The 21,386-nt window shown below is 66.7% G+C and carries 28 protein-coding genes and 3 tRNA genes; 14 read left to right on the top strand and 17 right to left on the bottom strand.

Translation table 11 applies throughout. From position 1 onward, the window contains the following. Window positions 1–104: 104 nt before the first annotated feature. Window positions 105–500 carry a hypothetical protein gene (locus AC5P8C_RS04100; RefSeq protein ID WP_019660558.1) on the top strand — a complete coding sequence of 132 codons (396 nt, stop codon included), beginning with the start codon at window positions 105–107 and terminating at the stop codon, window positions 498–500. 24 nt (window positions 501–524) lie between these two features. Here AC5P8C_RS04100 and AC5P8C_RS04095 read toward each other — a convergent pair whose 3' ends face one another. Beyond that, window positions 525–1,217, bottom strand: coding sequence for an aspartate/glutamate racemase family protein (locus tag AC5P8C_RS04095; protein ID WP_026347077.1), 693 nt, complete (start codon window positions 1,215–1,217; stop codon window positions 525–527). A 41-nt stretch (window positions 1,218–1,258) separates the two neighbouring features. On the opposite strand from AC5P8C_RS04095, the gene AC5P8C_RS04090 reads away from it, so the two are divergent. The 5 genes from AC5P8C_RS04090 (at window position 1,259) to AC5P8C_RS04070 (ending at window position 3,619) form a co-directional block, all read left to right on the top strand. Next, a complete protein-coding gene (locus AC5P8C_RS04090; protein WP_227845061.1) occupies window positions 1,259–1,615 on the top strand; it encodes an ArsR/SmtB family transcription factor in 357 nt (118 codons plus the stop codon). Continuing rightward, window positions 1,615–1,965 carry an SRPBCC family protein gene (locus AC5P8C_RS04085; protein ID WP_019660555.1) on the top strand — a complete coding sequence of 117 codons (351 nt, stop codon included), beginning with the start codon at window positions 1,615–1,617 and terminating at the stop codon, window positions 1,963–1,965. The genes AC5P8C_RS04090 and AC5P8C_RS04085 overlap by 1 nt, the downstream gene beginning before the upstream one ends. Before the next feature lie 37 nt (window positions 1,966–2,002). Next, window positions 2,003–2,611, top strand: coding sequence for an ATP-dependent Clp protease proteolytic subunit (locus tag AC5P8C_RS04080; protein ID WP_111102443.1), 609 nt, complete (start codon window positions 2,003–2,005; stop codon window positions 2,609–2,611). Window positions 2,612–2,709: 98 nt separating this feature from the next. After that, window positions 2,710–3,351 carry a LysE family translocator gene (locus AC5P8C_RS04075; RefSeq protein WP_495218362.1) on the top strand — a complete coding sequence of 214 codons (642 nt, stop codon included), beginning with the start codon at window positions 2,710–2,712 and terminating at the stop codon, window positions 3,349–3,351. Window positions 3,352–3,445: 94 nt separating this feature from the next. After that, entirely contained in the window at window positions 3,446–3,619 is a 174-nt protein-coding gene (locus AC5P8C_RS04070) for a DUF1328 domain-containing protein (protein ID WP_021202178.1), read from the top strand. A 22-nt stretch (window positions 3,620–3,641) separates the two neighbouring features. Here the strand turns inward: AC5P8C_RS04070 and AC5P8C_RS04065 are convergent, their stop codons facing one another. Next, on the bottom strand, window positions 3,642–3,974 hold the full coding sequence (locus AC5P8C_RS04065) for an SMR family transporter (protein ID WP_019660551.1): 333 nt from the start codon (window positions 3,972–3,974) through the stop codon (window positions 3,642–3,644). Between the two features lie 113 nt (window positions 3,975–4,087). Here AC5P8C_RS04065 and AC5P8C_RS04060 point away from each other — a divergent pair, with 113 nt between their 5' ends. Continuing rightward, complete coding sequence (locus AC5P8C_RS04060) at window positions 4,088–4,282, top strand: hypothetical protein (protein WP_495218361.1); 195 nt, start codon at window positions 4,088–4,090, stop codon at window positions 4,280–4,282. 141 nt (window positions 4,283–4,423) lie between these two features. Here the strand turns inward: AC5P8C_RS04060 and AC5P8C_RS04055 are convergent, their stop codons facing one another. Together AC5P8C_RS04055 and AC5P8C_RS04050 are read right to left on the bottom strand one after the other, a co-directional pair. Next, window positions 4,424–4,657 (bottom strand): DUF1653 domain-containing protein, encoded by a 234-nt coding sequence (locus tag AC5P8C_RS04055; RefSeq protein WP_019660549.1) that lies wholly within the window; start codon window positions 4,655–4,657, stop codon window positions 4,424–4,426. 12 nt (window positions 4,658–4,669) lie between these two features. After that, window positions 4,670–4,954 carry a hypothetical protein gene (locus tag AC5P8C_RS04050; RefSeq protein WP_019660548.1) on the bottom strand — a complete coding sequence of 95 codons (285 nt, stop codon included), beginning with the start codon at window positions 4,952–4,954 and terminating at the stop codon, window positions 4,670–4,672. Between the two features lie 401 nt (window positions 4,955–5,355). Here AC5P8C_RS04050 and AC5P8C_RS04045 point away from each other — a divergent pair, with 401 nt between their 5' ends. The 3 genes from AC5P8C_RS04045 to AC5P8C_RS04035 all read left to right on the top strand — a co-directional run bounded on the left by AC5P8C_RS04045 (window position 5,356) and on the right by AC5P8C_RS04035 (window position 6,631). Further along, on the top strand, window positions 5,356–5,562 hold the full coding sequence (locus tag AC5P8C_RS04045) for a hypothetical protein (protein ID WP_495218360.1): 207 nt from the start codon (window positions 5,356–5,358) through the stop codon (window positions 5,560–5,562). Window positions 5,563–5,695: 133 nt separating this feature from the next. Then, window positions 5,696–6,259 (top strand): DUF3011 domain-containing protein, encoded by a 564-nt coding sequence (locus AC5P8C_RS04040; RefSeq protein WP_346469268.1) that lies wholly within the window; start codon window positions 5,696–5,698, stop codon window positions 6,257–6,259. A 168-nt stretch (window positions 6,260–6,427) separates the two neighbouring features. Continuing rightward, the gene (locus AC5P8C_RS04035; RefSeq protein ID WP_005417823.1) at window positions 6,428–6,631 is read left to right on the top strand and encodes a hypothetical protein; all 204 of its coding nucleotides are present in this window, start codon (window positions 6,428–6,430) and stop codon (window positions 6,629–6,631) included. Window positions 6,632–6,774: 143 nt separating this feature from the next. On the opposite strand, the gene dxs is transcribed toward AC5P8C_RS04035, so the two are convergent. From dxs to AC5P8C_RS04000, 7 genes are all read right to left on the bottom strand, one after another. Continuing rightward, complete coding sequence (gene dxs / locus AC5P8C_RS04030; protein WP_032953273.1) at window positions 6,775–8,682, bottom strand: 1-deoxy-D-xylulose-5-phosphate synthase; 1,908 nt, start codon at window positions 8,680–8,682, stop codon at window positions 6,775–6,777. Between the two features lie 107 nt (window positions 8,683–8,789). Beyond that, window positions 8,790–9,455, bottom strand: coding sequence for an HNH endonuclease (locus AC5P8C_RS04025; protein WP_019660544.1), 666 nt, complete (start codon window positions 9,453–9,455; stop codon window positions 8,790–8,792). A gap of 598 nt (window positions 9,456–10,053) precedes the next feature. Beyond that, entirely contained in the window at window positions 10,054–11,844 is a 1,791-nt protein-coding gene (locus AC5P8C_RS04020; protein WP_495218359.1) for an acyl-CoA dehydrogenase C-terminal domain-containing protein, read from the bottom strand. A 65-nt stretch (window positions 11,845–11,909) separates the two neighbouring features. Continuing rightward, window positions 11,910–12,386 carry an LEA/WHy family protein gene (locus AC5P8C_RS04015; RefSeq protein ID WP_010486516.1) on the bottom strand — a complete coding sequence of 159 codons (477 nt, stop codon included), beginning with the start codon at window positions 12,384–12,386 and terminating at the stop codon, window positions 11,910–11,912. Window positions 12,387–12,548: 162 nt separating this feature from the next. After that, window positions 12,549–13,100 (bottom strand): lipocalin family protein, encoded by a 552-nt coding sequence (locus tag AC5P8C_RS04010; RefSeq protein ID WP_495218358.1) that lies wholly within the window; start codon window positions 13,098–13,100, stop codon window positions 12,549–12,551. A gap of 160 nt (window positions 13,101–13,260) precedes the next feature. Then, window positions 13,261–13,336 (bottom strand) — tRNA-Phe (locus tag AC5P8C_RS04005). Between the two features lie 71 nt (window positions 13,337–13,407). Beyond that, window positions 13,408–13,483: transfer RNA gene (locus tag AC5P8C_RS04000), tRNA-Phe, on the bottom strand. 364 nt (window positions 13,484–13,847) lie between these two features. On the opposite strand from AC5P8C_RS04000, the gene curA reads away from it, so the two are divergent. After that, window positions 13,848–14,873, top strand: a complete 1,026-nt coding sequence (curA, locus tag AC5P8C_RS03995) for an NADPH-dependent curcumin/dihydrocurcumin reductase (RefSeq protein ID WP_495218357.1) — start codon at window positions 13,848–13,850, stop codon at window positions 14,871–14,873. A gap of 73 nt (window positions 14,874–14,946) precedes the next feature. On the opposite strand, the gene AC5P8C_RS03990 is transcribed toward curA, so the two are convergent. After that, complete coding sequence (locus tag AC5P8C_RS03990) at window positions 14,947–15,789, bottom strand: bifunctional transcriptional activator/DNA repair enzyme AdaA (protein ID WP_233653913.1); 843 nt, start codon at window positions 15,787–15,789, stop codon at window positions 14,947–14,949. Window positions 15,790–15,921: 132 nt separating this feature from the next. Here AC5P8C_RS03990 and AC5P8C_RS03985 point away from each other — a divergent pair, with 132 nt between their 5' ends. Next, entirely contained in the window at window positions 15,922–16,683 is a 762-nt protein-coding gene (locus AC5P8C_RS03985; protein ID WP_233653914.1) for an SDR family oxidoreductase, read from the top strand. Window positions 16,684–16,689: 6 nt separating this feature from the next. Here the strand turns inward: AC5P8C_RS03985 and AC5P8C_RS03980 are convergent, their stop codons facing one another. Then, complete coding sequence (locus tag AC5P8C_RS03980) at window positions 16,690–17,175, bottom strand: hypothetical protein (protein ID WP_233653915.1); 486 nt, start codon at window positions 17,173–17,175, stop codon at window positions 16,690–16,692. A gap of 159 nt (window positions 17,176–17,334) precedes the next feature. Here AC5P8C_RS03980 and AC5P8C_RS03975 point away from each other — a divergent pair, with 159 nt between their 5' ends. Next, entirely contained in the window at window positions 17,335–17,505 is a 171-nt protein-coding gene (locus tag AC5P8C_RS03975; protein WP_019660537.1) for a hypothetical protein, read from the top strand. A 62-nt stretch (window positions 17,506–17,567) separates the two neighbouring features. Here the strand turns inward: AC5P8C_RS03975 and AC5P8C_RS03970 are convergent. The 4 genes from AC5P8C_RS03970 to AC5P8C_RS03955 form a co-directional block, all read right to left on the bottom strand. Beyond that, window positions 17,568–17,643: transfer RNA gene (locus tag AC5P8C_RS03970), tRNA-Ala, on the bottom strand. Window positions 17,644–17,737: 94 nt separating this feature from the next. After that, window positions 17,738–18,664, bottom strand: coding sequence for an alpha/beta hydrolase (locus tag AC5P8C_RS03965; RefSeq protein ID WP_100478501.1), 927 nt, complete (start codon window positions 18,662–18,664; stop codon window positions 17,738–17,740). Beyond that, complete coding sequence (locus tag AC5P8C_RS03960) at window positions 18,654–19,547, bottom strand: alpha/beta fold hydrolase (RefSeq protein WP_019660535.1); 894 nt, start codon at window positions 19,545–19,547, stop codon at window positions 18,654–18,656. The genes AC5P8C_RS03965 and AC5P8C_RS03960 overlap by 11 nt, the downstream gene beginning before the upstream one ends. Window positions 19,548–19,568: 21 nt before the next feature. Beyond that, a complete protein-coding gene (locus tag AC5P8C_RS03955) occupies window positions 19,569–20,624 on the bottom strand; it encodes a sugar phosphate isomerase/epimerase family protein (protein ID WP_495218356.1) in 1,056 nt (351 codons plus the stop codon). A 101-nt stretch (window positions 20,625–20,725) separates the two neighbouring features. Here AC5P8C_RS03955 and AC5P8C_RS03950 point away from each other — a divergent pair, with 101 nt between their 5' ends. Further along, window positions 20,726–21,307, top strand: a complete 582-nt coding sequence (locus AC5P8C_RS03950) for a TetR/AcrR family transcriptional regulator (RefSeq protein ID WP_010486565.1) — start codon at window positions 20,726–20,728, stop codon at window positions 21,305–21,307. Window positions 21,308–21,386 lie beyond the last annotated feature (79 nt).

Below are 21,386 nucleotides of genomic sequence, written 5' to 3'. Positions count from 1 at the left end.
TGCACATCCGATCGCATCGGTTTACGCCTTCTTACATGTCTTCCACGCCTGTCGGCGCAGCCTGTGGCTGCCGTCACTGGTGTGCGGGCGGCCTGTGCGGGAGGATGCGCGGACCACGACGACCACAGGGGGTTGCGTTGATCAGCAGTACCGTCATTCATCGCTCGGCCGACGCAGGCGGCGCCGAGGTGCGGGTCCTGGACACCACGTTCAAGGGCAAGCACGTGTTCACTGCCTGGGGCCTGCGGGGGCCGGAACTGACCCGCAGCGCGGACCCGGTTGCGACCGTGGCCGCACGCAAGGCGCTGCACGCGGTTGCCGGCCACAGCGAAGGGCCGCGCAGCCCGGAAGTGTTCATCGCCAACCAGTCGGCGGTGGCGATCACGGTCTATCGCCTGCTTACCGAAGCGCGCTCCGGCGATGCCATCTTCTTCCTGTGCGATTCCCAGGCGGTGGTCGAATGGCTGATCACCGCGCTGGAAGTGCAGGGCGCGGACTGATTCCGCGTTCCGGCGCGCATTGATTCACGCCAGCGCCGCGTCCACGGCGGCCCGCGCATGCAGTGCAGTGGTATCGAACAGCGGCACTGTGCTGTCCTCCGGCCGTACCAGCAGCATGATCTCGGTACAGCCGAGGATGATGGCCTCGGCGCCGCGCGCGACCAGTCTCTCGATCACGCCGGCGTAGACCTGTCGTGAGTGTTCGCTGACCACGCCGGCGATCAGTTCCTGGTAGATGATGTCGTGCACGCTGCGACGATCATCGGCTTCGGGAACCAGGACCTCCAATCCGAAGCGATCCTGCAGCCGGCCGCGGTAGAAGTCCTGCTCCATGGTGAAGGCGGTGCCGAGCAGGCCCACCTTTCGCGCCCCTGCCTGCACGATGGCCTGGGCGGTGGGGTCGGCGATATGCAGCAGTGGCAGTGGGCAGGCCGCCTCGATGCGGTCGGCCAGTTGGTGCATGGTGTTGGTGCAGACCAGCAGCAGTTCGGCACCACCGGCCTGCAGGCGCCGTGCGGCCTCAACCATGTGGTCGCCCAGTGCATCCCAGTCGCCGTCGTGCTGCAGCTGCTTGATCGGGGCGAAGTCCACCGACCACAGCAGCAGCTGCGCCGAATGTGCGCCACCGAGGCGCTGCCGCACGTCCTCGTTGATGAGCCGGTAATACTGCGCCGAGCTTTCCCAGCTCATGCCGCCGATCAGGCCAAGGGTCTTCATGCACAGCTCCATGCCGGGGAGCCGTCATTGCAGCACAGCCGATGCGGGAGTTGCACTACACATTAGTGATTGCTAATGTATTGGTCATGATCGAGAACGCCCTCTTCAAAGCGCTGGCCGACCCCACCCGCCGCCACATCTTCGAAAAGCTGGCCGAGGGCGGGCAGCATGCCAGCGCGCTGCGCGAGGGCATGGCGATCAGCCAGTCTGCGATGTCCCAGCACCTGGCGGTGCTGCGCGATGCCGGGCTGGTGAGCGAACAGCGCCAAGGCCGCTTCGTCTACTACGAGGTCGATCCGCGCGGGCTGGCTCACATCGGACGCTGGTTGCAGCGCTACCGGGCCTACTGGCCCGCGCGTATGGATGCCTTGCAGGATCTGCTGAAGGAGATGGATTGATGGACGACGTTCTGAACGAAGCGGCTCCTGCGTTGGTGATGGAGCAGTGGCTGCCAGCGCCACCGGAACGGGTCTGGCGCGCACTGTTGGACCCGGCGCTGCGTGAGCGCTGGTTGCCTGCGGCCGATCTTGCCGATCCGCAGCCTTGCCTGCGCGAGGAGGGGCGGGAGCTGGGGTTCCACCTGCGCGATGCGCATCCCCCGCATCTGCACAGCCAGGTGTGTTTCCGGCTGCGCGCGGATGACGGCGGGGGAACGGTGCTGACCATCGTGCATCGGCTCACCGACCTGCGCGCGCTGCGGCCGTTGGCCGCCAACGACGATCATCGCACCATGATGCGCGCGGCGTGAGGCGACGCCTCAATCCCACCGGACAAGGAGCAGGCACATGCGGGACAGGATGCAGCTGGTACCGATGGTGGTGGAACGCAGCGAGCGCGGCGAGCGTTCCTATGACATCTACTCGCGGCTGCTGCGCGAGCGCATCATCTTTCTCAACGGCGAAGTCGATGACACCGTATCGGCGCTGGTCTGCGCGCAACTGCTGTTCCTGGAATCGGAAAACCCGGAGAAGCCGATCCATCTGTACATCAACTCGCCAGGCGGAGTCATTTCCAGCGGCTTGGCGATGTACGACACGATGCAATACATCTCTGCTCCGGTGCATACGCTGTGCATGGGCACCGCGCGGTCGATGGGGTCGTTCCTGCTGATGGCCGGCGAGCCGGGTCACCGCGCGGCGTTGGCCAATGCCAGCCTGCACGTGCACCAGCCGCTGGGCGGGGTGCAGGGCCAGGCTTCGGACATCTTCATCCACGCCGAGGAAATGCAGCGCACCAAGCAGCGCATCACCCGGCTGTATGCGCAGCATTGCGGACGCAGTGTCGAGGAGGTCGAGCAGACCCTGGACCGCGATCGTTTCATGAGTGCCGAGCAGGCATGCGAATGGGGCCTGATCGACCAGGTACTGGTACGGCGCGACGCGCACGCGGCCTGAGCCTGCCTCTGTAACCACCACATCCACGCTGTGCTGTATGTGCCGCGCGTTGCAGACGCACTCTATGCTGGTACGGTCTTCTGAAGTGGATGTGCGCCATGGCCCTGCATACCTGGTGGTGGTTCCTCGCCACGGTGTTCGTTCTGTGTGGCACGCCGGGGCCGAACATGCTGCATATCCTCGGCCGCAGCGTCGGACTCGGCTTCCGCGGCAGTGTACCGGCGATGGCCGGCTGCCTGCTGGCGATGCTGCTGGTGCTGGCCGCGTCCGCTGCTGGCCTGAGCGCATTGCTTCATTCCTCGCCGATGCTGTTCGAAGTGCTGCGCCATCTGGGCGTGGCCTACCTGGCCTGGCTGGGCCTGAAGGCATGGCGCGACAGCTGCCGTCCCGCGCCTACGGTGACGGTGGATGCCGCACTGCCGATGATGCCGACGCTTGGTGCCTGGACCGTGTTCCGTGGTGGCCTTCTGGTGGGCCTGAGCAATCCCAAGCTGCTGCTGTTCGCGGCGGCGTTCCTGCCGCAGTTCGTTGACCCGTCACGTGGCCAGGCGTTTCAGTACAGCGTGCTGGTGGCCACCTTCGCCGCTTGCGAACTGTTCTGGTACGTGATGTATGCAGCCGGTGGCCATGGCCTGCGCCGCTGGCTGGCCGAACCCTTTGCGCGACGCTGGTTCGAGCGGTTGGTCGGTAGCGTGTTCCTGGCGTTTGCCGTCGCGCTGCTGCGCTTTCGTCCGCGCTGATTCACGCCGCGCACGCGGCCTGTTCACGACTGCCGCATCGGTGACGGCCTAGCCTGATCATCCAGTACGCAGTCCCCGCAGGGAAAGGTTTGACATGATCAAGTGGGCCATCATCTTCGCCATCATCGGTGTGATCGCAGGCGTGCTCGGCTTCGGTGGCATCGCCGGTGCCTCGGTCGGCATCGCCAAGTTCCTGTTCTGGGCCGGCATCATCATCGCCGTGGTGCTGTTCCTGCTCGGCATGACCGTGGCCAAGAAGGTCAGCTAGCGTTGATCGCGCAGCAGCGTGCTCAGTGCGCGCTGCTGCGCGAAAACAGGTTGATCACGAGTACACCGGCGCAGATCAGGCCGATGCCGATCAGCGCGGGTGCATCCAGGCGCTGCTTGAACACCACCAGCCCGATCAGCGAGATCAGCACGATGCCGACGCCGGACCAGATCGCGTAGGCGATGCCGGTCGGGATCGACTTCATGGTCATCGACAACAGGTAGAAGCACAGTCCATAGCCGACCAGTGCGCCCAGTGTCGGCGCCAGCCGGCTCATGCCGTCGGACGCCTTCAGCAGTGATGTGGCAATCACTTCCAGCACGATGGCAGCGGCAAGGTAGAGATAGGAATTCATTGACCGCTCCAGCTCATTGCGCTCAGTTTCAGCGCCTGTTCGGCCATGGTCAATGCGCTGGCACGTTCCTGCGCGTCCAGCGGGTAGGCCGTGGCCCAGCAGCCATTGGCAGCGTGCAGCGCGCCGCGTACCGTTGGCGTCGCCAGGATTCGGCCAGCATCGCACGCTTCCAGGACATCAAGCGCAGGCAGCGCTGGTTCCATCGGGTTGCCCGCGCTTCGAAATCGCCGATCAGCGCGCCGGTGGCTTCATCCACCAGCAGCCAAGCCATTACGGCAGGCTACTTCGATGGTGGCCCGCAGCAGTGATTGGCGCACGCGGTCGGCTGCCTTGCAGCGCGAACAGGAGCGGATACCGGCGTGGCGGGAAGAAACCGACTGGACGGTACGACTGTAGCGCAGGCCCACCGCGTTGCCGCGCGCTGCCGGCCAAGGCCGGCAGCGGAGCCATCATGCGTCGATGCGGGCGAAACGCGGTTGCGGTCCGTGCTCGCCCGGCACCTGCTCGACGAACATGGCGTACGGGCGTACCCACAGGCCACCTTCGCCATACAGCGCGCGGTACAGCACCATCGGTTGCAGGGTCTCACTGCTGCGGACGATGTCGAGCACTTCGTACTCGCCGCCCTTGAAGTGGCGGTAGCGGCCCGGGGCCAGGGTGGGTAGCGGACTCAACTCAGCCATGGGCGGCGCGACTCACTTGCGCGCCGGGCTGGCCGGCTTCGCGCAGTAGGCATCGATGGCTTCGGCGGTGTTGGCCAGACCCTGTGCCTGCGCCAGTTCCCACGGACGTTCGCAACGCTGGCTGTGCTCGCACCACTGGTAGCCGGCCGAACCGATGCAACCGTGGGCATCGCGGTCGCCACCGATCTTCGGCGTGGCAGGCGAAGTGGCCGCCGTATCGGCACGCGCAGCGGCCTGATGCTGGTTGGCACAGGCGGACAGCACCAGCAGGGCTGGAATCAGAAGAAGCGCTTTCATCGGGCGGGCTCCGTGCCTAAAGCGACAGTGTCTGCCGCAAATAGCCCTGCAGCAAGCGCTCAGTGCATGGCGGCGCGGATCAGTTCCTCGATCAGCACGAGGTAGCTGGCCACGAAGTAGAACTTCAGCAGCGTCCAACGCTGCTGCGAGAAGAAGGTGCGCATGTGGAAGGGGCCCCTGTTGGTGACGGTAGTGTGAAGCTCCGCCAACTCCGTGACAAGGGTCACGAAAGGGGACTCACTAAACGGCCTCAGGGATGTGATGGCGGGGCGCCCTGACAGCGCGGCGCGGCATTTTCGTACAAATCTGATGGGCCATCCCGGAGGCGATCGCTAGCCTGATGGGGTACCGGTGCTCAGGGCCTTCCGTCGCCGGCTTGACCCATTCCGCAGGAGTCTCCAATGGTCATTACCCTTCAATGCAATGCCGGGCACTGGTCCGTACTGGACCCGCAGGCGCATGACGCAACCCGTTATGCACGGGGCGCCGAGGCCTTCGATGTCGCCGCAGCGCGGGCCCAGGAGCACCACCGCCGCACCGGCCAGTGCAGCACGGTACGAGTCGAGGCGCTTGGCAATTCCGTGGACGCACTCCACTTCGGACGTTGACACCACCCGGCCGAGGTGCAGTCAGCCACGGTTGAGCTGTTTGAATGGGGAAAGAACCGCCTTGGGGGCGCCCCCTGTCCGTCGGGCCGCGAATCCCGGATGCTTGCGCCATCGTATTCATGTGGAGATTCCGATGGGCAAGGCACTCACCTGGCGCGCCCTGGCCTGCACGCTGCTGCCGATGTTGGCCGCCGCAGGCGGCGCGCAGGCGCAGAGCTATGGCTACGGTTATGACGACGATCGCTATGGCGGTCGCGACGGCGGCGGCATCGTACGCTGCGAATCGATCAAGAACCGCAGCAATGAATGCCGCCTGGAAGGCCGTGCCCGGATGATCCGCCAGTTGTCCGGCTCGCCGTGCGTGGAAGGCGAGACCTGGGGGCAATCGCGCTACGGCGTCTGGGTCACCCAGGGCTGCCGTGCCGAGTTCGTCGGCGAGTACCGCCGCGGCGGTGGCTGGGGTGGTGGCCATGGCAACGGCTGGGGCAATGGTGGCAATGGCTGGGGCGGGGGCGAGGTGATCACCTGCCATTCCAACGGTCACCGCCAGGAATACTGCGATGCCCGCATCCGCCGTGGCGTGCGCCTGGTCCGCCAGGATTCACGCAGTGCCTGCATCGAAGGCCAGACCTGGGGCTGGGATCGCCGTGGCATCTGGGTCAGCGACGGCTGCCGGGCGCAGTTCCAGGTGAATTGAGCGCGCCCCTCGAAAATCAGAATAATCTGATACAGCTCACATTTTGAACGTCGTATCTTCTGCGAATCAGGGCACCCCTGCGTGCCCCTGATCCGTCGCGATGAAGTCTGCCGTAACCGGCACGCCCATCCCGCCACCGTCGATACGCTGCCTCAAGGAGTGAGCTGCATGTTGATCCGCCTGCAATGCGAGCAACGCCAATGGCGCGTGCTGCACCCGGACCGGCCCGAACCGATCGAGTTCCGCGACGGTGCCAGAGCCTATGATTTCGCCGAGACCCTTGCACGTCTCCACTTCGTCGACACCGGGCAGCGCGCTGCGGTGCGGGTGGAAGCCAGCGGCGCCTTCGTGGAAGCGGTCAGCTACGGCTGAGGGTTGGGGCTTCCGGCCAGATCCGGTTCTGGGACCCCGCTATCCACGCATGGCGTCGATCTACTTTGCATCTGGCGTGGGTCTGCGCCTCTGTTCCGCAGTAGATCCACGCCATGCGTGGATCCACGGATTGGCAATCGGCCTCAGCCGGCCGCGCTGAGCGGCGGTGTGCCGGCGGCCAGCTGCGGCCAGCGCTTGAGTACCGCCGCGCGGATGCCCGCGGCATCGATACCGGCTTCGGCCAGCAGGTCTTCACGGCTGGCGTGGTGCTGGTAGCTGTCGGGCAGGCCCAGGTGCAGGATGGGGCGCAGCACGCCTTCGGCGTTGAGCAGCTCACCGACGCCGGAGCCGGCGCCACCGGCCACCACGTTGTCTTCGATCGTCACCAGGCCCTCGTGCTGGGCGGCCACAGCCAGCAACAGCTCGCGGTCCAGCGGCTTGATGAAACGCATGTTGACCACGCTCAGGCCCAGTTCGCGGCCGACCTGCTCGGCGGCGGCCACCGTGCTGCCGAAGGCCAGCAGGGCGATGCGGCTGCCCTGCAGGCGCAGCTCGCCCTTGCCGATCGGCAGGGTGGACAGGTCGGTGCCGGCAGCCACGCCGGTGCCGGTGCCACGCGGATAACGCACGGCTGCCGGGCCGGGGTGCTGCAGGCCGGTGCTGAGCATCTGCCGGCATTCTGCTTCGTTGGAGGGGGCCATCACCACCATGTTCGGCACGCAACGCAGGAAGCTCAGGTCGAGGTTTCCGGCATGGGTCGCGCCGTCCGGGCCGACCACGCCGGCGCGGTCGATCGCGAACAGCACATCCAGGTCCTGGATGGCCACGTCATGCACCAACTGGTCGTACGCGCGCTGCAGGAAGGTCGAGTAGATCGCCACCACCGGCTTGCCCCCCTGGGTCGCCATGCCGGCGGCGAGGGTGACCGCGTGCTGTTCGGCAATGGCCACGTCGAAGTAGCGCTGCGGGTATTCCTTGCTGAAACGCACCAGGCCGGAGCCTTCGCGCATCGCGGGGGTGATGCCGTACAGGCGCGGTTCGGCGGCGGCGGCATCGCACAGCCAGTCGCTGAACACATCGGTGTAGGTCGGCTTCTTGGCACCGGCCTTGGCCACCAGGCCCTTGTCCGGATCGAACGGACCCACCGCGTGGTAGCCGATCTGATCGCCTTCAGCCGGCTCGTAGCCCTTGCCCTTTGTCGTCATCACGTGCAGCAGCTTCGGGCCCTTGGAGGCGCGCAGCGTCTTCAGCGTGGACAGCAGGGCGGGCATGTCGTGGCCGTCGATCGGGCCGGTGTAGTGGAAACCCATTTCCTCGAACATCGTGGACGGCACGAACATGCCCTTCCAGTGTTCTTCCCAGCGCTTCACGAAGCGCGCCGGGTTGTTCTTCTTGTCACCGAGGATCTTCTTGCCGCCTTCGCGCAGCGCATTGAGCGTGCGGCTGCCGGTAGCACGGCCGAGCATCTTGGTCAGGCCGCCGACCGCCTCGGAGATCGACATGTTGTTGTCGTTGAGGATCACCAGCAGGTTCGGTTCCGGCTCCATGCCGCCGGCATGCATCAGCGCTTCGAACGCCATGCCGGCGGTCATCGCGCCGTCACCGATCACGGCCACGATCTTGCGGTCGTCGCCTTCGGACTGGCGGGCGATGGCCATGCCCAGTGCCGCCGAGATCGAGGTCGAGGAGTGGCCGACGCCGAAGGTGTCGTACTCGCTTTCCTCGCGCTTCGGGAACGGCGCGACGCCGTCCTTCTGCTTGACGGTATGGATCTCGTCGCGGCGGCCAGTCAGGATCTTGTGCGGGTAGGTCTGGTGACCCACGTCCCAGACCAGCTGATCGACCGGAGTCTGGTAGAGGTAGTGCAGGGCCACGGTGAGCTCGATCACGCCCAGGCCGGCGGCGAAGTGGCCGCCGCTCTTGCCCACCGATTCGATGAGGTAGGCGCGCAGTTCGTCGGCGACCGCCCTCAATTCGGATTCGTCGAACGTGCGAAGGTCATCCGGAGTCTGGATGCGCGCGAGGCGGGGATAGCGGGCAGAGTCGATCATCATGTTCGCACTTTTTCTGAACGCCCATTTTCGCCCTCAAACGGGGGTGGGGCAAGCAAACGCCGCCGCCCGTGACAGGACGGTGAGGGTTGCATTTTTTCAGGCGTTCAGGTGCTCAGTTTCGACCGCTTGGGTAATTGCGCCTTCAGGAAGGCCATCTGGTCGGCCAGGATGTTGCGGTTGGACAGGATCAGGTGCTCGATCCAGCTGGGCCGGTAGGGGACTGCCAGCAGGGGCATGCCGGCCTGCTGCGGGGTGCGGTCGCTCTTGCGCGAATTGCAGTGGAAGCAGGCGGTGACCACGTTTTCCCAGCAGTCCAGGCCGCCCTTGGACAGCGGCACGACGTGGTCGCGGGTGAGCGTGGGGCGGTTGAACTGCTGGCCGCAGTACATGCACAGATGGGCGTCGCGGGCGAACAGGGCCGGGTTGGTCAGGTTCGGTGTCGGATCGATCGCGCGGGAGCGGGCGTGGCCGCGGGCGGCAATGATCGGGTGCAGGTCCATGCCGCTCTGCAGGCCGCTGAAGCGGTTGGTACCGCCGTGGATGTGCAGGCAGGGATCACCCAGCGTCCAGGCAACCGCTTCGCGGGCGTAGAGGCAGGCTGCGTCCTGCCAGGTGATCCAGTCCAGTACGCGTCCGTGGGCATCAAGCGAGAGCAGCCGGACCGAACCGGGGCGATGCAGCGTCGTGGCGTTGGGCGATGCTTCGGCGCCCGGAGCAGAAAGCGGAGCTCCGGCTTCGATCAGACCCAAGCGTGTAGTGTCTGTCTCCATCGGGAGAACAGCTTATACCTGAATCATTGCGATTTGGGTATCGCCCTGTGGGCGAAACCCAAATCGCAAGATTCAGGTCCGCGCATTCCGCATCCCAGCCCGCCGATGGCGGGTTGGGATGCCCACGCATTCCTCCTATCCCCTGCGCCATCGGCGCGCCCTCCTTAACAAAGGGGGGCTTTTCCCCAGAGGGATTTCGGTGGCCTTCATCCACGCGCGGCGTGGATTTACGCAGATCGCGGGGAACTGTCAGAGGCGGGGCGGTGTGGGTTGGCAGGACCGTTGGCGCCATGGGCCCGAGGCATGCCTCGGGCGGGTTGGGCAGGACGCCCCAACCCCGGTCTTGCCGTGTGCGCAGGACAGCGCACACGAGCAAGGCGCCATCGAGCCCCCAGGGGTGAGGGCGCTTTGCTTGCGAAGCACTGCTTCGCAAGCGCCCGAACGCCCAGCCGCCAGCGGCTGGGCCGGACCGCGGAGCGGGGTTTACGGCGTGTCCTGCCAGCCCACACCGCCCCGCCATCCACCGGGATCCAGCTGTTCCTATTGCGGTTGCCGGCCAGCGCCCGGCACTACCGCGGGTGCCGGGCGGCAGCCTGGCTCAGGCGCCGAAGCGCTCGTCGTCCATTGCCATCAGCGGGGCGGCGCCGGCCTGGATGGCGGCGGCGTGGCTGAGGGTGCGCGGCAGCACGCGGGCGAAGTAGAAGCGCGCGGTTTCGCGCTTGCCCTGGGCGAAAGCGGCACCGTGCGCGCTGGCATCGGCGGCGGCGACGCTGCGGGCCCACCAGTAGGCCAGCACCACGTAACCCGAATAGAACAGGTAGTCGTAGCTGGCTGCGCCCAGTTCGTCCGGATTGCCGGCCGCGCGCTGCAGCACGTCCATCGTCAGCTTGCCCCATTCGGCGGCCTTGGCGCGCAGCGGGCCAATGAACTCGGCCAGCGCTTCGTTGCCCTCGTGTTCCTTGGCGAAGGCTTCGATCTCGGCCAGCATCAGCTTCAGGCCGGCGCCTTGGCTGGACGCGGTCTTGCGGCCGATCAGGTCCAGCGCCTGGATGCCGGTGGTACCTTCATACAGCGTGGTGATGCGCGCATCGCGGGCCAGCTGTTCCATGCCGTGTTCGCGGATGTAGCCGTGGCCACCGAAGCACTGCAGGGCGTTGTAGGTGTTCTCGATGCCCCATTCCGTCTGGCAGGCCTTCGAGATGGGCGTGAGGAAGCTCACCAGGGTGTCGGCGCGCTCGCGCTCGGCGGCATCCCCGGCATGGTGGGCAATGTCGATCAGGGTGGCAGCGTGCAGCGCCAGCAGGCGGCTGCCTTCGACCAGCGACTTCACCGTCAGCAGCATGCGTCGCACATCCGGGTGGACCAGGATCGGGTCGGCCGGCTTGTCCGGGAACCTGGCGCCACTCAGGGCGCGCGACTGCAGGCGCTCACGGCTGTACTTCAGTGCGTTCTGGTAGGCGCGCTCGGACAGGCCGATGCCCTGCAGGCCAACGCCAAGGCGCGCGGTGTTCATCATGGTGAACATCGCCTGCAGGCCCTTGTGCGGCTGGCCGACCAGGTAGCCCTGTGCGCCATCGAAGTTCATCACGCAGGTGACCGACCCCTTGATGCCCATCTTGTGCTCGATCGAGCCGCAGCGCAGTGCGTTGCGCTCGCCGACGTTACCTTCGCGGTCGACCTTGAACTTGGGGGTGACGAACAGCGAGATGCCCTTGGCGCCCGGAGGGGCGTCGGGCAGCTTGGCCAGCACCAGGTGCACGATGTTGCCGGTCAGGTCGTGCTCGCCGGCGGTGATGAAGATCTTGGTGCCGGTGATCGCGTAGCTGCCATCGGCATTCGGCTCGGCCTTGGTCTTCAGCAGGCCCAGGTCGGTGCCGCAGTGCGGTTCGGTCAGGCACATGGTGCCGGTCCAGCGGCCTTCGATCAGCGGCTTGAGGAAGGCCTCGTGCTGCCAGGCTTCGCCGTGCTGCTTCAGCGCTTCGATGGCGCCGTGCGAGAGCAGCGGGAAGTTGCCCCACGCCAGGTTGGCGGCGTTGATCATTTCGTTGAGCGGCACGCCCAGGGTGTGCGGCAGGCCCTGCCCACCCAGTTCCGGCGAGGCGGTCAGGCCGGTCCAGCCGCCATCGACGAACTGGTCGTAGGCCTGCTTGAAGCCGGGCGGGGTGGTCACTTCACCGGTGGCCTGGTCGAGCACGCAGCCGATCTCGTCGCCGACGCTGTTGAGCGGGGCCAGCACGGTGGAGCTGAAGCGGCCGGCTTCCTCCAGCACGGCATCGACCACGTCGGCGGTGGCGTCGGTGAAGCCCAGGCGGGCGAACAGGGGTTCGACCTTGAGCACATCGTGCAGGGCGAAACGGAGGTCGGAAAGCGGGGCGGTGTAGCTGCTCATCGGTACGTCTCGGTTTGATCAGGGCAGGGGAGAGTGGCGCCAGGCGCCGCGACGGAAGGTGGAAATCAGCGCAGCACGCCCGGCAGGCCGGGCGCCTGGTTGAGGGTGCTGCGGCTGCTGATATCGAAGCTGCGCTGCTTCTTTTCCTGCGGCGTGGCCGCCACCGTTCCCTTCAGGCCGTAAGCCAGGGTGCGGTTGCTGGCCAGCGCGTCGGCCACCACCAGGCGTGCGGCCGAGCTGGGCACAAGGTCAACATTGATGACATCGGCTGAGGTGCCGCCAATGGAGATGCCCGGCTTGGCCTGCAGGGTGCCGGCGTCGCTGTCGCCGACGGTCAGCGCCAGCGCGACGTCATCGAAGGTCATGGGCATGGAGCTGTAGTTCTGCAGGCGCAGGGCCACGGTCCAGTTGCCGTCGGCGCGCACGGTCAGCTGCTGGAGGCTGGCCGCCGGTTCCGAAACACGCTTGACGATGCCGTTGTTGCAGGCAACAAGGGCGAGGGTGCACAGGACGATCAAGGCGATACGGAAACGGTGGAGCATGGGCGCAGTTCCTCTGAAGGGGTGCGTTGGATAAGCATACTACGGCGTATGGTCGTTTGGATCGCCTGTGGCGACCCGTCGCAGAGGGTAGCGCGTGAAGATGGCGGCCGGGCGTGCGCGGCGCCGGATGGCGCGCGCGTGGTGCGCCGGATGCGGGGAGGTTCAGTCGGCGGGTGTATCGCGAATCGGGGCCATCAGGCGCAGCGGGCCGAGGTCGTAGCCCATCGTCTCGGCCTTGGCTTTCAGCTGTTCGAACTGGGCGCGATCCATTTCCGGCAGGCGCGAGAGGATCCACAGGTACTTTCGGTCCGGTTCACCGACCAACGCCCACTGATAGTCCGGGTCCAGTGCCAGGACCCAGTAGTCGGCCCAGACCAGTGGCACCCAGCTCAGCCAGTCCGGAACGAATCGCACCTGCAACTGGCCGGGATGGCCGGCAACCGGGCGCGCCACGCCTTCAGCAACCACGCGTTCTCCGTCGCCGTTGCGGCAGGCATTGGTGACGCTGATGCGGCCATCGCTGCGCAGTCCGTAGTTGGCGGTGATCTCGCTCACGCACTGCTTCTGGAACGAGACCGGAAGATGCGCAATCTCGTGCCACTTGCCGGCATAGCGGTCAATATCCAGCGCGTCGACCGCGCGCACCGGCTCGGCGGCCAAGGCCGGGCAGGTGGCGAGCAGCAGGAATGCGAGCAGGGCAGGGCGCAGAGGCATCGTTAGGCTCCAGGCAGGAGTCTGGAGCGTAGGTGCCGCCGCGCATGCCGGTGTAAATGTTTCGTCAACCAGGCGTGTGCGCAGGCGCCGCATCCGCAACTTGTGCAGTGCGCGAAGCACGGACAAAAAAAAGACCTGCATCTCTGCAGGTCTCGAAAGATGGTGGCCGAAGACGGAATCGAACCGCCGACACGGGGATTTTCAATCCCCTGCTCTACCAACTGAGCTACTCGGCCAAACTGTGTGGCAATCACGATCAACTGCGATTCCCGAAAAAAAGACCCGCATTTCTGCAGGCTGTCGAACGTGGTGGCCGAGGACGGAATCGAACCGCCGACACGGGGATTTTCAATCCCCTGCTCTACCAACTGAGCTACTCGGCCACGTAGTTCATTGCAGCGAGGTCGCTGCCAAGGACGCGCATATTACGGAGGTCAGTCGCCTACGGCAAGCATTTTGGCAAAAAACCTTCACATTGCCGTCTGCGCAGGCGCAAGTACTTGATCCGCCGTCGCGGGGCGGGGGCGCGCTGGATGCCGATTCATCCGGGCGCGGCGGCGCGGTGATCATCGCCTGCGGCGGAATTCAGCGGGCCACGGTGATCGACAAAAGCGGTGTGGCGGGGCCAGCGCTTGGACGGCACCGACACCTGACATGGAACGCTGTTTTCGTGACCGCCATTGGGGCACGCTGCGGCGTAGTGTCGGCGTTCTCTTCCTGACGCTGGCAACAGCAGAGATCGTCGTCATGTCTGACTCATCGACCACCACCCGCATCGTGCTGGCGTCGCGTCCGCTGGGGGCGCCTACTGCAGCCAATTTCCGCTTGGAGCATGCCGCGCTGCCGCCCTTGGGCGACGGCGAGGTGCTGCTGCGCAACCGCTACCTGTCGCTGGACCCGTACATGCGGGGACGCATGGACGAGGGCCCGTCGTACGCCGCGCCGGTGGCGGTGGGCGCGGTGATGGAAGGGCAGACCGTGGCCGAGGTGTTGCAGTCGAACGCCGAGGGCGTAGCCACAGGTGAGCTGGTGCTGGCACCGGGTGGCTGGCAGACCCACGCGGTGCTGCCGGCCAAGGCACTGGGGCGCCGGCTGGATCCGGCCGGGCTGCCGCTGAGTACGGCGCTGGGGGTATATGGCATGCCCGGCTTCACCGCCTATTCCAGCCTGCATGAAATCGCCCGTTTGAAGGCGGGCGAGACGTTGGTGGTGGCTGCCGCGACCGGGCCGGTGGGTGCGACCGTGGCGCAGCTGGCCAAGCTGCAGGGCGCGCGCGTGGTCGCCATCGCCGGTGGCGAAGCCAAGCGCGCTTACCTGCAGACGTTGGGGGTGGACGTGGCGCTGGATCATCGCGCCGCTGATTTCGCCGCGCAGCTGCGCACAGCGGTTCCTGCGGGTATCGACGTGTATTTCGAGAACGTGGGCGGGCACGTGCTGGATGCAGTGCTGCCGCTGCTCAACAACTTCGCCCGCATTCCGGTGTGCGGCACCATCGCCACCTACAACGAGCGCGGCGTCGAGCAGCCCGGTCCGGACCGGTTGCCCGCACTGTTCAGCCAGATCCTGCGCCAGCGCCTGACCGTGCGCGGTTTCATCGTGCACGACTTCAACCACCTGTGGCCGGACTTCGAACGCGAGATGCCGCAGTGGCTGCGCGAAGGCCGCATCCAGTACCGCGAGGATGTGGTGGAAGGGCTGGAGAATGCGCCGGAGGCGTTCTTCGGGCTGTTGAAGGGGCACAACTTCGGCAAGCTGGTGGTGAAGCTGGATTGAGGGCTTGGCGGTGCGCCAACCAAGGTCGGCACCTCCCGGAAGCTGGGCGTGCCGACCAAGGTCGGCACCCACGTCAGGCAGTCGAGGCCTTTTCCCGGCGCAGCAGTTCGCGCTTGCGTGCTACGCCCCACGCATAGCCGGACAGGTCCCCATCGCGACGTACGACGCGGTGGCAAGGGACGGCCACCGCCAGTGGATTGCTGGCGCAGGCGCGAGCCACCGCACGGCTTGATCGCGGCGCGCCGATGCGCGCGGCGATGTCGGCATACGAGGCGGTCTGGCCACGTGGGATCTGCTGCAAGGCCTGCCATACCCGTTGCTGGAACGCGGTGCCGCGGATGTCCAGCGGCAGTGTGGCGCCCCGCGTGGGATCCTCGACCAGGCCCACCACCTGTGCCACCAGTTGTTCATAGCCCTGGTCGGCGCCGACCAGTACGGCCTGGCGGAAGCGTTGCTGCAATGACTGCAGCAGCGTCTCCGGATCGTCGCCGAGCAGGATCGCGACCACGCCGGTGGCACTGCTGGCCACCAGCACGCTGCCCAATGAACTTTCGGCAAGCGCGAAATGGATGACTTCGCCACGCCCCCCTGCGCGCCATTGCTTGGGAGTCATGCCCAGCAACTTCGGTGCGTTCTCGTAGAAGCGTCCGCTGGAGCCGAAGCCGGCATCATGGAAGGCATCGGTGATGCGTTCCTGCTGTTCAAGCCCGGTGCGCAGGCGGTCGGCGCGCAGCGCGGCAGCGTACTGCTTCGGGGTCAACCCTGTGGCCTGCTTGAACAGGCGGTGCAGCCGGGTCGGGCTGCAGCCGGCGATGTCGGCCAGTTCCTGCAGTGAGGGTTCGTCGAGGCTGGTCTGCAGGTGGCGGCAGACCCGTTCGACGCGGGCATCGAGGGCGGTGGTGGCGGTACTGTCCATGGCCGGATTCTGGCACGCGCCGGTTCTGCGGAAACTCCGTTTCCTGCACCGACGGGCCAGGCCCGGAAACGGAGTGTTGGCAGGCCGAAGGCGCGGCATCGTGGCGGCCACTTCACAACCGGCACCACGACCATGCGCCTGAACAACAAGATCGCTCTCATCACCGGTGCCAGCGCTGGCATTGGCCGCGCCAGCGCGCTGCGCTTCGCCGCCGAAGGGGCGAAGCTGGTGCTCAACGCACGGCGGCCGGAGCCGCTGCAGGCGCTGGTCGAGCAGATTCGCGCCGCCGGTGGCGAAGCCGTGGCGCATGCCGCTGACGTGGCTGACCCGGGCACGGCACAAGCGCTGGTCGATCTGGCCCAGCAGTCCTTCGGCGGCCTGGATATCGCCCTCAACAATGCTGGCATGCTCGGCCCGGGCGTACCTGCGGCGGAGTTCCCGGTGGACGCCTGGCGCGAAGTGATGGCGACCAATCTGGATGCCGCTTTCCACGGGGCACGCGCGCAGTTGCCGGCACTGCTGGCGCGCGGCGGCGGCTCGCTCGTGTTTGTCGGCACCTTTGTCGGCCATACCGTGGGCTTCCCGGGCATGGCGGCCTATGCGTCGAGCAAGGCGGGGCTGATCGGCCTGAGCCAAGTGATCGCGGCCGAGTACGGCGCGCGCGGCGTACGCAGCAATGTGCTGTTGCCCGGTGGCACCGATACCGAAATGGGCCGGCAGGCCGCACCGACCGGCGATGCCCGCGACTTCGTGCGCTCGCTGCATGCACTCAAGCGCATGGCCGAGCCGGAGGAGATCGCCAACGCGGCGCTGTTCCTGGCCAGCGATGAAAGCAGTTTCGTTACCGGAACCGCGATGCGTGTGGAAGGTGGGGTGTCGATCACACGTACCTGAGCGGCGTCATGAGCGTGGCGCGTAGCGGATGCCGCTGCTGGCCATGAAGCCCTTCGGATCGAAACCGGCCCAGGCTTCGCCCCAGTCGAACCGGGCGCGGCCACCTGCCAGTTTGCGCCCCAGTGCCGTGGCCAAGGTGCGCCGCATGAAAGCGACTTCGGCATCGATCGCGGCCTGGGTCGGCCAGCCGTCTTCCAGTGTCGCACCAGGCAGATCGACGCCGATCGTCACCATGTCGAGCTGTTGCCCGTGGAAGCACAGGCTGATGCCAGCGGGCACACCGCCCAGGCTGAGCCGGTGCAGGCTGAGCCAGCGACAGCCGGTGCCGACATCGCGCTCCCCTCGGACCAGCGGGGCAAAGGCGGCACGCGCTTCGTCCAGTAACAAGGTGGGGCCGATCAATGCTGGCAGGTTGCCGAGCTGGATGCTGCCGTCGGTCGCATTGAGGAGCATCGGCAACGCGTGGGCTGCGTGCTGGGCAGAGGAGGGCATGGCACACCGGTGAGCGTGGTGCCCCGGATTCTGGCTGGGCGGGGCGGTGGCGGCAAGCCGCTTCCTGCACAGGATGTTGGCGCGGGACTGACCTGCGGCTCACCCGGCAACCTCTAGCGTGGTGGCAGCGCTGGCCTGCTGCCGGCGAGGGAGTTTTCGATGAACGAGCAAAGCAGGGATCAGGACCCGAAGCAGGGCATCCAGGAAAGCCGCCAGGACAGGAAGCAGGACGATGTGGCCAAGCAGCGGCCGGGGCAGCGCGATCAACAGGTGCGTGATACGCACTCGCGCGGCCCGCAACGCAAGGATGGAGACCAGGAGCCGGCCTGAGCCGGAGGCGCTGAAAAGAAAAAACCCGCAGATCATGGCGATCTGCGGGTTCTTCTGAAGAGTGGTGGAGCCAAGGAGGATCGAACTCCTGACCTCGTCATTGCGAACGACGCGCTCTCCCAGCTGAGCTATGGCCCCACGGCAGGCTTTCAGTGTAGCGCCGCCTGCCGCGCTTGCCAAGCGCCCGGCCGGGACGGGGCAGGGACGGGATCCACCGCCGTCCCGGGCCGTTTCAGGCCAAGGCGTGGCGCAGCAGATCGCCCGCGCGTTGTACCGCCACTGCAGTGGCGGTGCTCACCGCCTGCAGGTGCATGCAGGCGTGGATCATCCCCGGCAGCCGCTCCAGCGTGCAGCCGACACCCGCAGCCTGCAGGCGTCGCGCGTAGTATTCGGCCTCGTCGCGCAGCGGGTCGTGCTCACAGCTGAGCACGGAGGCGGGCGCCAGCCCCTTCAGGTCGGTTGCGTGGGCCGGCGAAGCCAGCGCCGGCGGCTCGGCCAGATCCCCCAGATAGGCCTGCCAGCAGCGCTGCATCAGTTCGGCGCTGAGGTAGTAGCCAGCGGCGTAGTCGCGGTAGGAATCGCTGTCCATGCCGGCATCCAGCGCCGGATACAGCAGCAGTTGGTGGCACGGTTGCGGCAGGCCCAGTTCGCGCAGCAGCAGGCAGCAGGCGGCCGCGAGGTTGCCACCGGCGCTGTCGCCCCCGATCGCCAGCCGCTGTGGGTCCAGGCCGAGGCGCTCGGCGTGGTCCTGCAGCCACTGCCAGGCGTCAGCGATGTCGTACAGCGGCACTGGGAACGGGTGCTCCGGCGCCAGCCGGTAGCCCACGGCGGCGACCACGCAGCCGCTGGCATTGGCCAGCGCACGGCAAGGACCGTCATAGACCGCCAGCGAACACTGGAACCAGCCACCCCCATGAGCGAACAGCAGGGCCGGCGCGGGCCCATGGGACAGTCCTTGCGGCGTGTAGAGGCGGAGCTCCAGCGCCTGCCCGTCGCGAGCGATCACGGTGTGTTCGACCACATGTGCTACCGGCTGGGGCGCGCCCTGCAGCTGTGGCAGCGCGTTCTCGCTGATCGCGCGCAGTTCGCGCAGGTCCTCCGGCAGCGGATGGGCCGCGACGGCGTCAACGAACTGCTGCAGTGCCGGCTCAAGCAGCATGGCGTGCCTCCTGCAGGAACGGCAACAACTGTTCGAGGAACGCCTGGGGCGCTTCTTCCATGATGAAGTGGCCGCAGCCCGGCACGATGCTGCCGCGCACATCATCGGCATGCGGTTGCAGGGTCAGCATCGGCGCATCGGCGGTGGCGTGTTCGGCGCCGATCGCGAGCACCGGCATCGGCAGCCGGCGCTGCGCGCGCAGCTTGTTCTGGCGGATGGTCTCCGGAATCGCGCGGTACCAGGCGAAGCCTGCCCGCAGTGCGCCGGGGCGGCTGTAGGCGGCGATGTAGGTATCGGCGGCCACCGCATCGCGCCGGTACGACCAGCGGTCGAACATGAATTCCAGGTAGGCGCGTTCGCGTCCGCTGATGAGCGCCTCGGGCAGGTCGGCCACCTGGTTGAACATGAAGTGCCAGAGGAAGATGTTGTCGGCCGGTGCGGCGAAAATGCCGGGTTCCGGCGCGAGGCCGGGAATCACCGCTTCGGTGACCGCCAGCTGGCGCACGGCCTGCGGCTGGTCGCTGGCCAGTGCATAGGCTATCCACATGCCGATGTCATGGCCGACCACCTGGTAACGGTCGTGGCCAAGCGCCAGCATGGTCTGGTGCAGTACTGCGGCAGCACTGCCGGTGTCGTAGCCGTGGGCGGGACGGTCGGATTCGCCGATGCCCGGTGGATCAACGGCGATTGCTTCGAAACCGGCCTCGGCCAGTGCTTGCAGCACGTGGCGCCACGCGTACCAGGTCTGCGGCCAGCCGGGAATCAGCAGCACGGGCGCACCGTGCCCGGCGGAGACGCAATGCACGCGCTGACCATCGATGCGCAGGTAGTGGTGGCGCAGCGAAGCGTCGCCGGCAGCGCCGGCGGAAAGGAAGGTGGTCATGGGGGAATGCTCCGTTGGGGCTCAGGCAATGCCGAGCATCTGCTGCATCTGTGCGGTGCTGATCGGTGCACCGGCGAAGTCGTCGAAGATCTTGTCGGTGACCGGAATGATGTGGTCGCGGATGAACGCGGCGCCTTCGCGCGCGCCAGCTTCCTGGTCCTTCAGGCAGCACTCCCATTCCAGCGTTGCCCAGCCCTGGTAGCCGTACTGCGCCAGCTTGGAGAAGATCGACTTGAAGTCGACCTGCCCATCGCACAGCGAGCGGAAGCGACCTGCGCGCTCGGTCCAGTCGGCATAACCGCCATAGATGCCCTGGCGGCCGCTGGGGCGGAACTCCGCATCCTTGACGTGGAACATGCGGATCAGTGGGTGGTAGATGTCCAGATACTCCAGATAGTCCAGCTGCTGCAGCACGAAGTGGCTGGGATCAAACAGGATGCGGCAGCGCTCGTGCTGGCCGACGCGCTCGAAGAAGCGCTCGAAGCTGGTGCCGTCGTGCAGGTCTTCGCTGGGATGGATCTCGTAGCAGAGGTTGATGCCGTTGTCCTCGCAGGTGTCGAGGATCGGTCGCCAGCGTCGCGCCAGTTCATCGAACGCGGCATCGACCAGGCCCGGCGGGCGCTGCGGGAACGGGAACAGGTAGGGCCAGGCGAACGAGCCGGAGAAGGTGCCCATGTCCTGCAACCCAAGACGGCGCGAGGCGCGAGCGGCCAGGTGCAGCTGCTGCTGTGCCCATTCCGTGCGGGCCTGCGGATTGCCGCGCAGTGCTTCCGGCGCGAAGCCATCGCAGAGTTCATCGTAGGCCGGATGCACGGCCACCAGCTGGCCGAGGATGTGGGTGGTCAGCTCACTGACCTGCAGGCCGTGCTCGGCCAGGGTGCCACGGATGTCGTCGCAGTAGTCCTGGCTGTCGGCGGCGGTGGCCAGGTCGAACAGGCGTGCATCCCACGCGGGAATCTGCAGCGCCTTGAAACCGTGGCCGGCGGCCCACGCGGCAATGCTGGCAAGTGAGTTGAACGGGGCCTGGTCGCCGGCGAACTGCGCCAGGTGCAGGCTGGGGCCCTTGAGGGTCTGCATGTGTTGCTCCAATTATTTGTCGATCGACAAAGAATAGGCGCGACTCTCGCGATGGTCAACACCCGCGTTACACTGCGCGCCTCACTGGAGCAGGCAGGCAGATGGCAGGGCGACCGCGCGAATTCGACAGGGACCAGGCGTTGCGCAAGGCGATGCTGCTGTTCTGGCAGCACGGCTATGAAGGCACGTCGATGTCGGCACTGGTCGAAGCACTGGGCATTGCCTCTGCACGCATCTACGCCGCGTTCGGCAGCAAGGAGCAGTTGTTCCGCGAAGCCGTGGCGCTGTACGAAGAAGGCGAGGGCGGTTTCGCGCCGCGCGCGCTGGAGCAGGCAACATTGCGTGAGGCGATCGGTTCGATGCTGCGCGAGGCGGTGATGACCTACACCCGTCGCGGGCGCCCGCATGGTTGCCTGGTGGTGTCCTCGGCCAGCAGCGTGTCGCCCGATGGCGAAGGCGTGCGGGACTGGCTGGCCAGTCATCGTCGCCAGCGCACGGCGGCGATCATCGCGCGGCTGCAGCAGGCGCAGGCCGAGGGGGAGCTGGCCGACGACGCGGCGGTGCAGGCGCTGGGCGACCACTTCGCCACGGTGCTGCATGGCATCTCGGTGCAGGCGCGTGACGGCATCAGCCGCGAGCGCCTGCTGGCGATGGTCGATGTCGCGTTGACCCCGCTGCCCTGAGTCAAGCCTTCAGGGCGTGCGGAATGCCCTGTAACTGTGCCGAAAGCGCTTGTTTCGCCGGGTTTGGGTGCTGCGCAAC

It is taken from the genome of Stenotrophomonas sp. YJH_SMC_46, from assembly GCF_059370315.1.
The sequence above is the reverse complement of the archived record's forward strand: the minus strand, read 5'-3'. Positions and strand labels throughout refer to the sequence as shown.

Excerpts from the sequence above, each read along its gene's own strand:
- AC5P8C_RS04100 (WP_019660558.1), top strand. The coding sequence starts at position 105 with ATGCGCGGACCACGACGACCACAGGGGGTTGCGTTGATCAGCAGTACC.
- AC5P8C_RS04095 (WP_026347077.1), bottom strand. The coding sequence starts at position 1,217 with ATGAAGACCCTTGGCCTGATCGGCGGCATGAGCTGGGAAAGCTCGGCG.
- AC5P8C_RS04090 (WP_227845061.1), top strand. The coding sequence starts at position 1,259 with ATGCGGGAGTTGCACTACACATTAGTGATTGCTAATGTATTGGTCATG.
- AC5P8C_RS04085 (WP_019660555.1), top strand. The coding sequence starts at position 1,615 with ATGGACGACGTTCTGAACGAAGCGGCTCCTGCGTTGGTGATGGAGCAG.
- AC5P8C_RS04080 (WP_111102443.1), top strand. The coding sequence starts at position 2,003 with ATGCGGGACAGGATGCAGCTGGTACCGATGGTGGTGGAACGCAGCGAG.
- AC5P8C_RS04075 (WP_495218362.1), top strand. The coding sequence starts at position 2,710 with ATGGCCCTGCATACCTGGTGGTGGTTCCTCGCCACGGTGTTCGTTCTG.
- AC5P8C_RS04070 (WP_021202178.1), top strand. The coding sequence starts at position 3,446 with ATGATCAAGTGGGCCATCATCTTCGCCATCATCGGTGTGATCGCAGGC.
- AC5P8C_RS04065 (WP_019660551.1), bottom strand. The coding sequence starts at position 3,974 with ATGAATTCCTATCTCTACCTTGCCGCTGCCATCGTGCTGGAAGTGATT.
- AC5P8C_RS04055 (WP_019660549.1), bottom strand. The coding sequence starts at position 4,657 with ATGGCTGAGTTGAGTCCGCTACCCACCCTGGCCCCGGGCCGCTACCGC.
- AC5P8C_RS04050 (WP_019660548.1), bottom strand. The coding sequence starts at position 4,954 with ATGAAAGCGCTTCTTCTGATTCCAGCCCTGCTGGTGCTGTCCGCCTGT.
- AC5P8C_RS04045 (WP_495218360.1), top strand. The coding sequence starts at position 5,356 with ATGGTCATTACCCTTCAATGCAATGCCGGGCACTGGTCCGTACTGGAC.
- AC5P8C_RS04040 (WP_346469268.1), top strand. The coding sequence starts at position 5,696 with ATGGGCAAGGCACTCACCTGGCGCGCCCTGGCCTGCACGCTGCTGCCG.
- AC5P8C_RS04035 (WP_005417823.1), top strand. The coding sequence starts at position 6,428 with ATGTTGATCCGCCTGCAATGCGAGCAACGCCAATGGCGCGTGCTGCAC.
- dxs (WP_032953273.1), bottom strand. The coding sequence starts at position 8,682 with ATGATCGACTCTGCCCGCTATCCCCGCCTCGCGCGCATCCAGACTCCG.
- AC5P8C_RS04025 (WP_019660544.1), bottom strand. The coding sequence starts at position 9,455 with ATGGAGACAGACACTACACGCTTGGGTCTGATCGAAGCCGGAGCTCCG.
- AC5P8C_RS04020 (WP_495218359.1), bottom strand. The coding sequence starts at position 11,844 with ATGAGCAGCTACACCGCCCCGCTTTCCGACCTCCGTTTCGCCCTGCAC.
- AC5P8C_RS04015 (WP_010486516.1), bottom strand. The coding sequence starts at position 12,386 with ATGCTCCACCGTTTCCGTATCGCCTTGATCGTCCTGTGCACCCTCGCC.
- AC5P8C_RS04010 (WP_495218358.1), bottom strand. The coding sequence starts at position 13,100 with ATGCCTCTGCGCCCTGCCCTGCTCGCATTCCTGCTGCTCGCCACCTGC.
- curA (WP_495218357.1), top strand. The coding sequence starts at position 13,848 with ATGTCTGACTCATCGACCACCACCCGCATCGTGCTGGCGTCGCGTCCG.
- AC5P8C_RS03990 (WP_233653913.1), bottom strand. The coding sequence starts at position 15,789 with ATGGACAGTACCGCCACCACCGCCCTCGATGCCCGCGTCGAACGGGTC.
- AC5P8C_RS03985 (WP_233653914.1), top strand. The coding sequence starts at position 15,922 with ATGCGCCTGAACAACAAGATCGCTCTCATCACCGGTGCCAGCGCTGGC.
- AC5P8C_RS03980 (WP_233653915.1), bottom strand. The coding sequence starts at position 17,175 with ATGCCCTCCTCTGCCCAGCACGCAGCCCACGCGTTGCCGATGCTCCTC.
- AC5P8C_RS03975 (WP_019660537.1), top strand. The coding sequence starts at position 17,335 with ATGAACGAGCAAAGCAGGGATCAGGACCCGAAGCAGGGCATCCAGGAA.
- AC5P8C_RS03965 (WP_100478501.1), bottom strand. The coding sequence starts at position 18,664 with ATGCTGCTTGAGCCGGCACTGCAGCAGTTCGTTGACGCCGTCGCGGCC.
- AC5P8C_RS03960 (WP_019660535.1), bottom strand. The coding sequence starts at position 19,547 with ATGACCACCTTCCTTTCCGCCGGCGCTGCCGGCGACGCTTCGCTGCGC.
- AC5P8C_RS03955 (WP_495218356.1), bottom strand. The coding sequence starts at position 20,624 with ATGCAGACCCTCAAGGGCCCCAGCCTGCACCTGGCGCAGTTCGCCGGC.
- AC5P8C_RS03950 (WP_010486565.1), top strand. The coding sequence starts at position 20,726 with ATGGCAGGGCGACCGCGCGAATTCGACAGGGACCAGGCGTTGCGCAAG.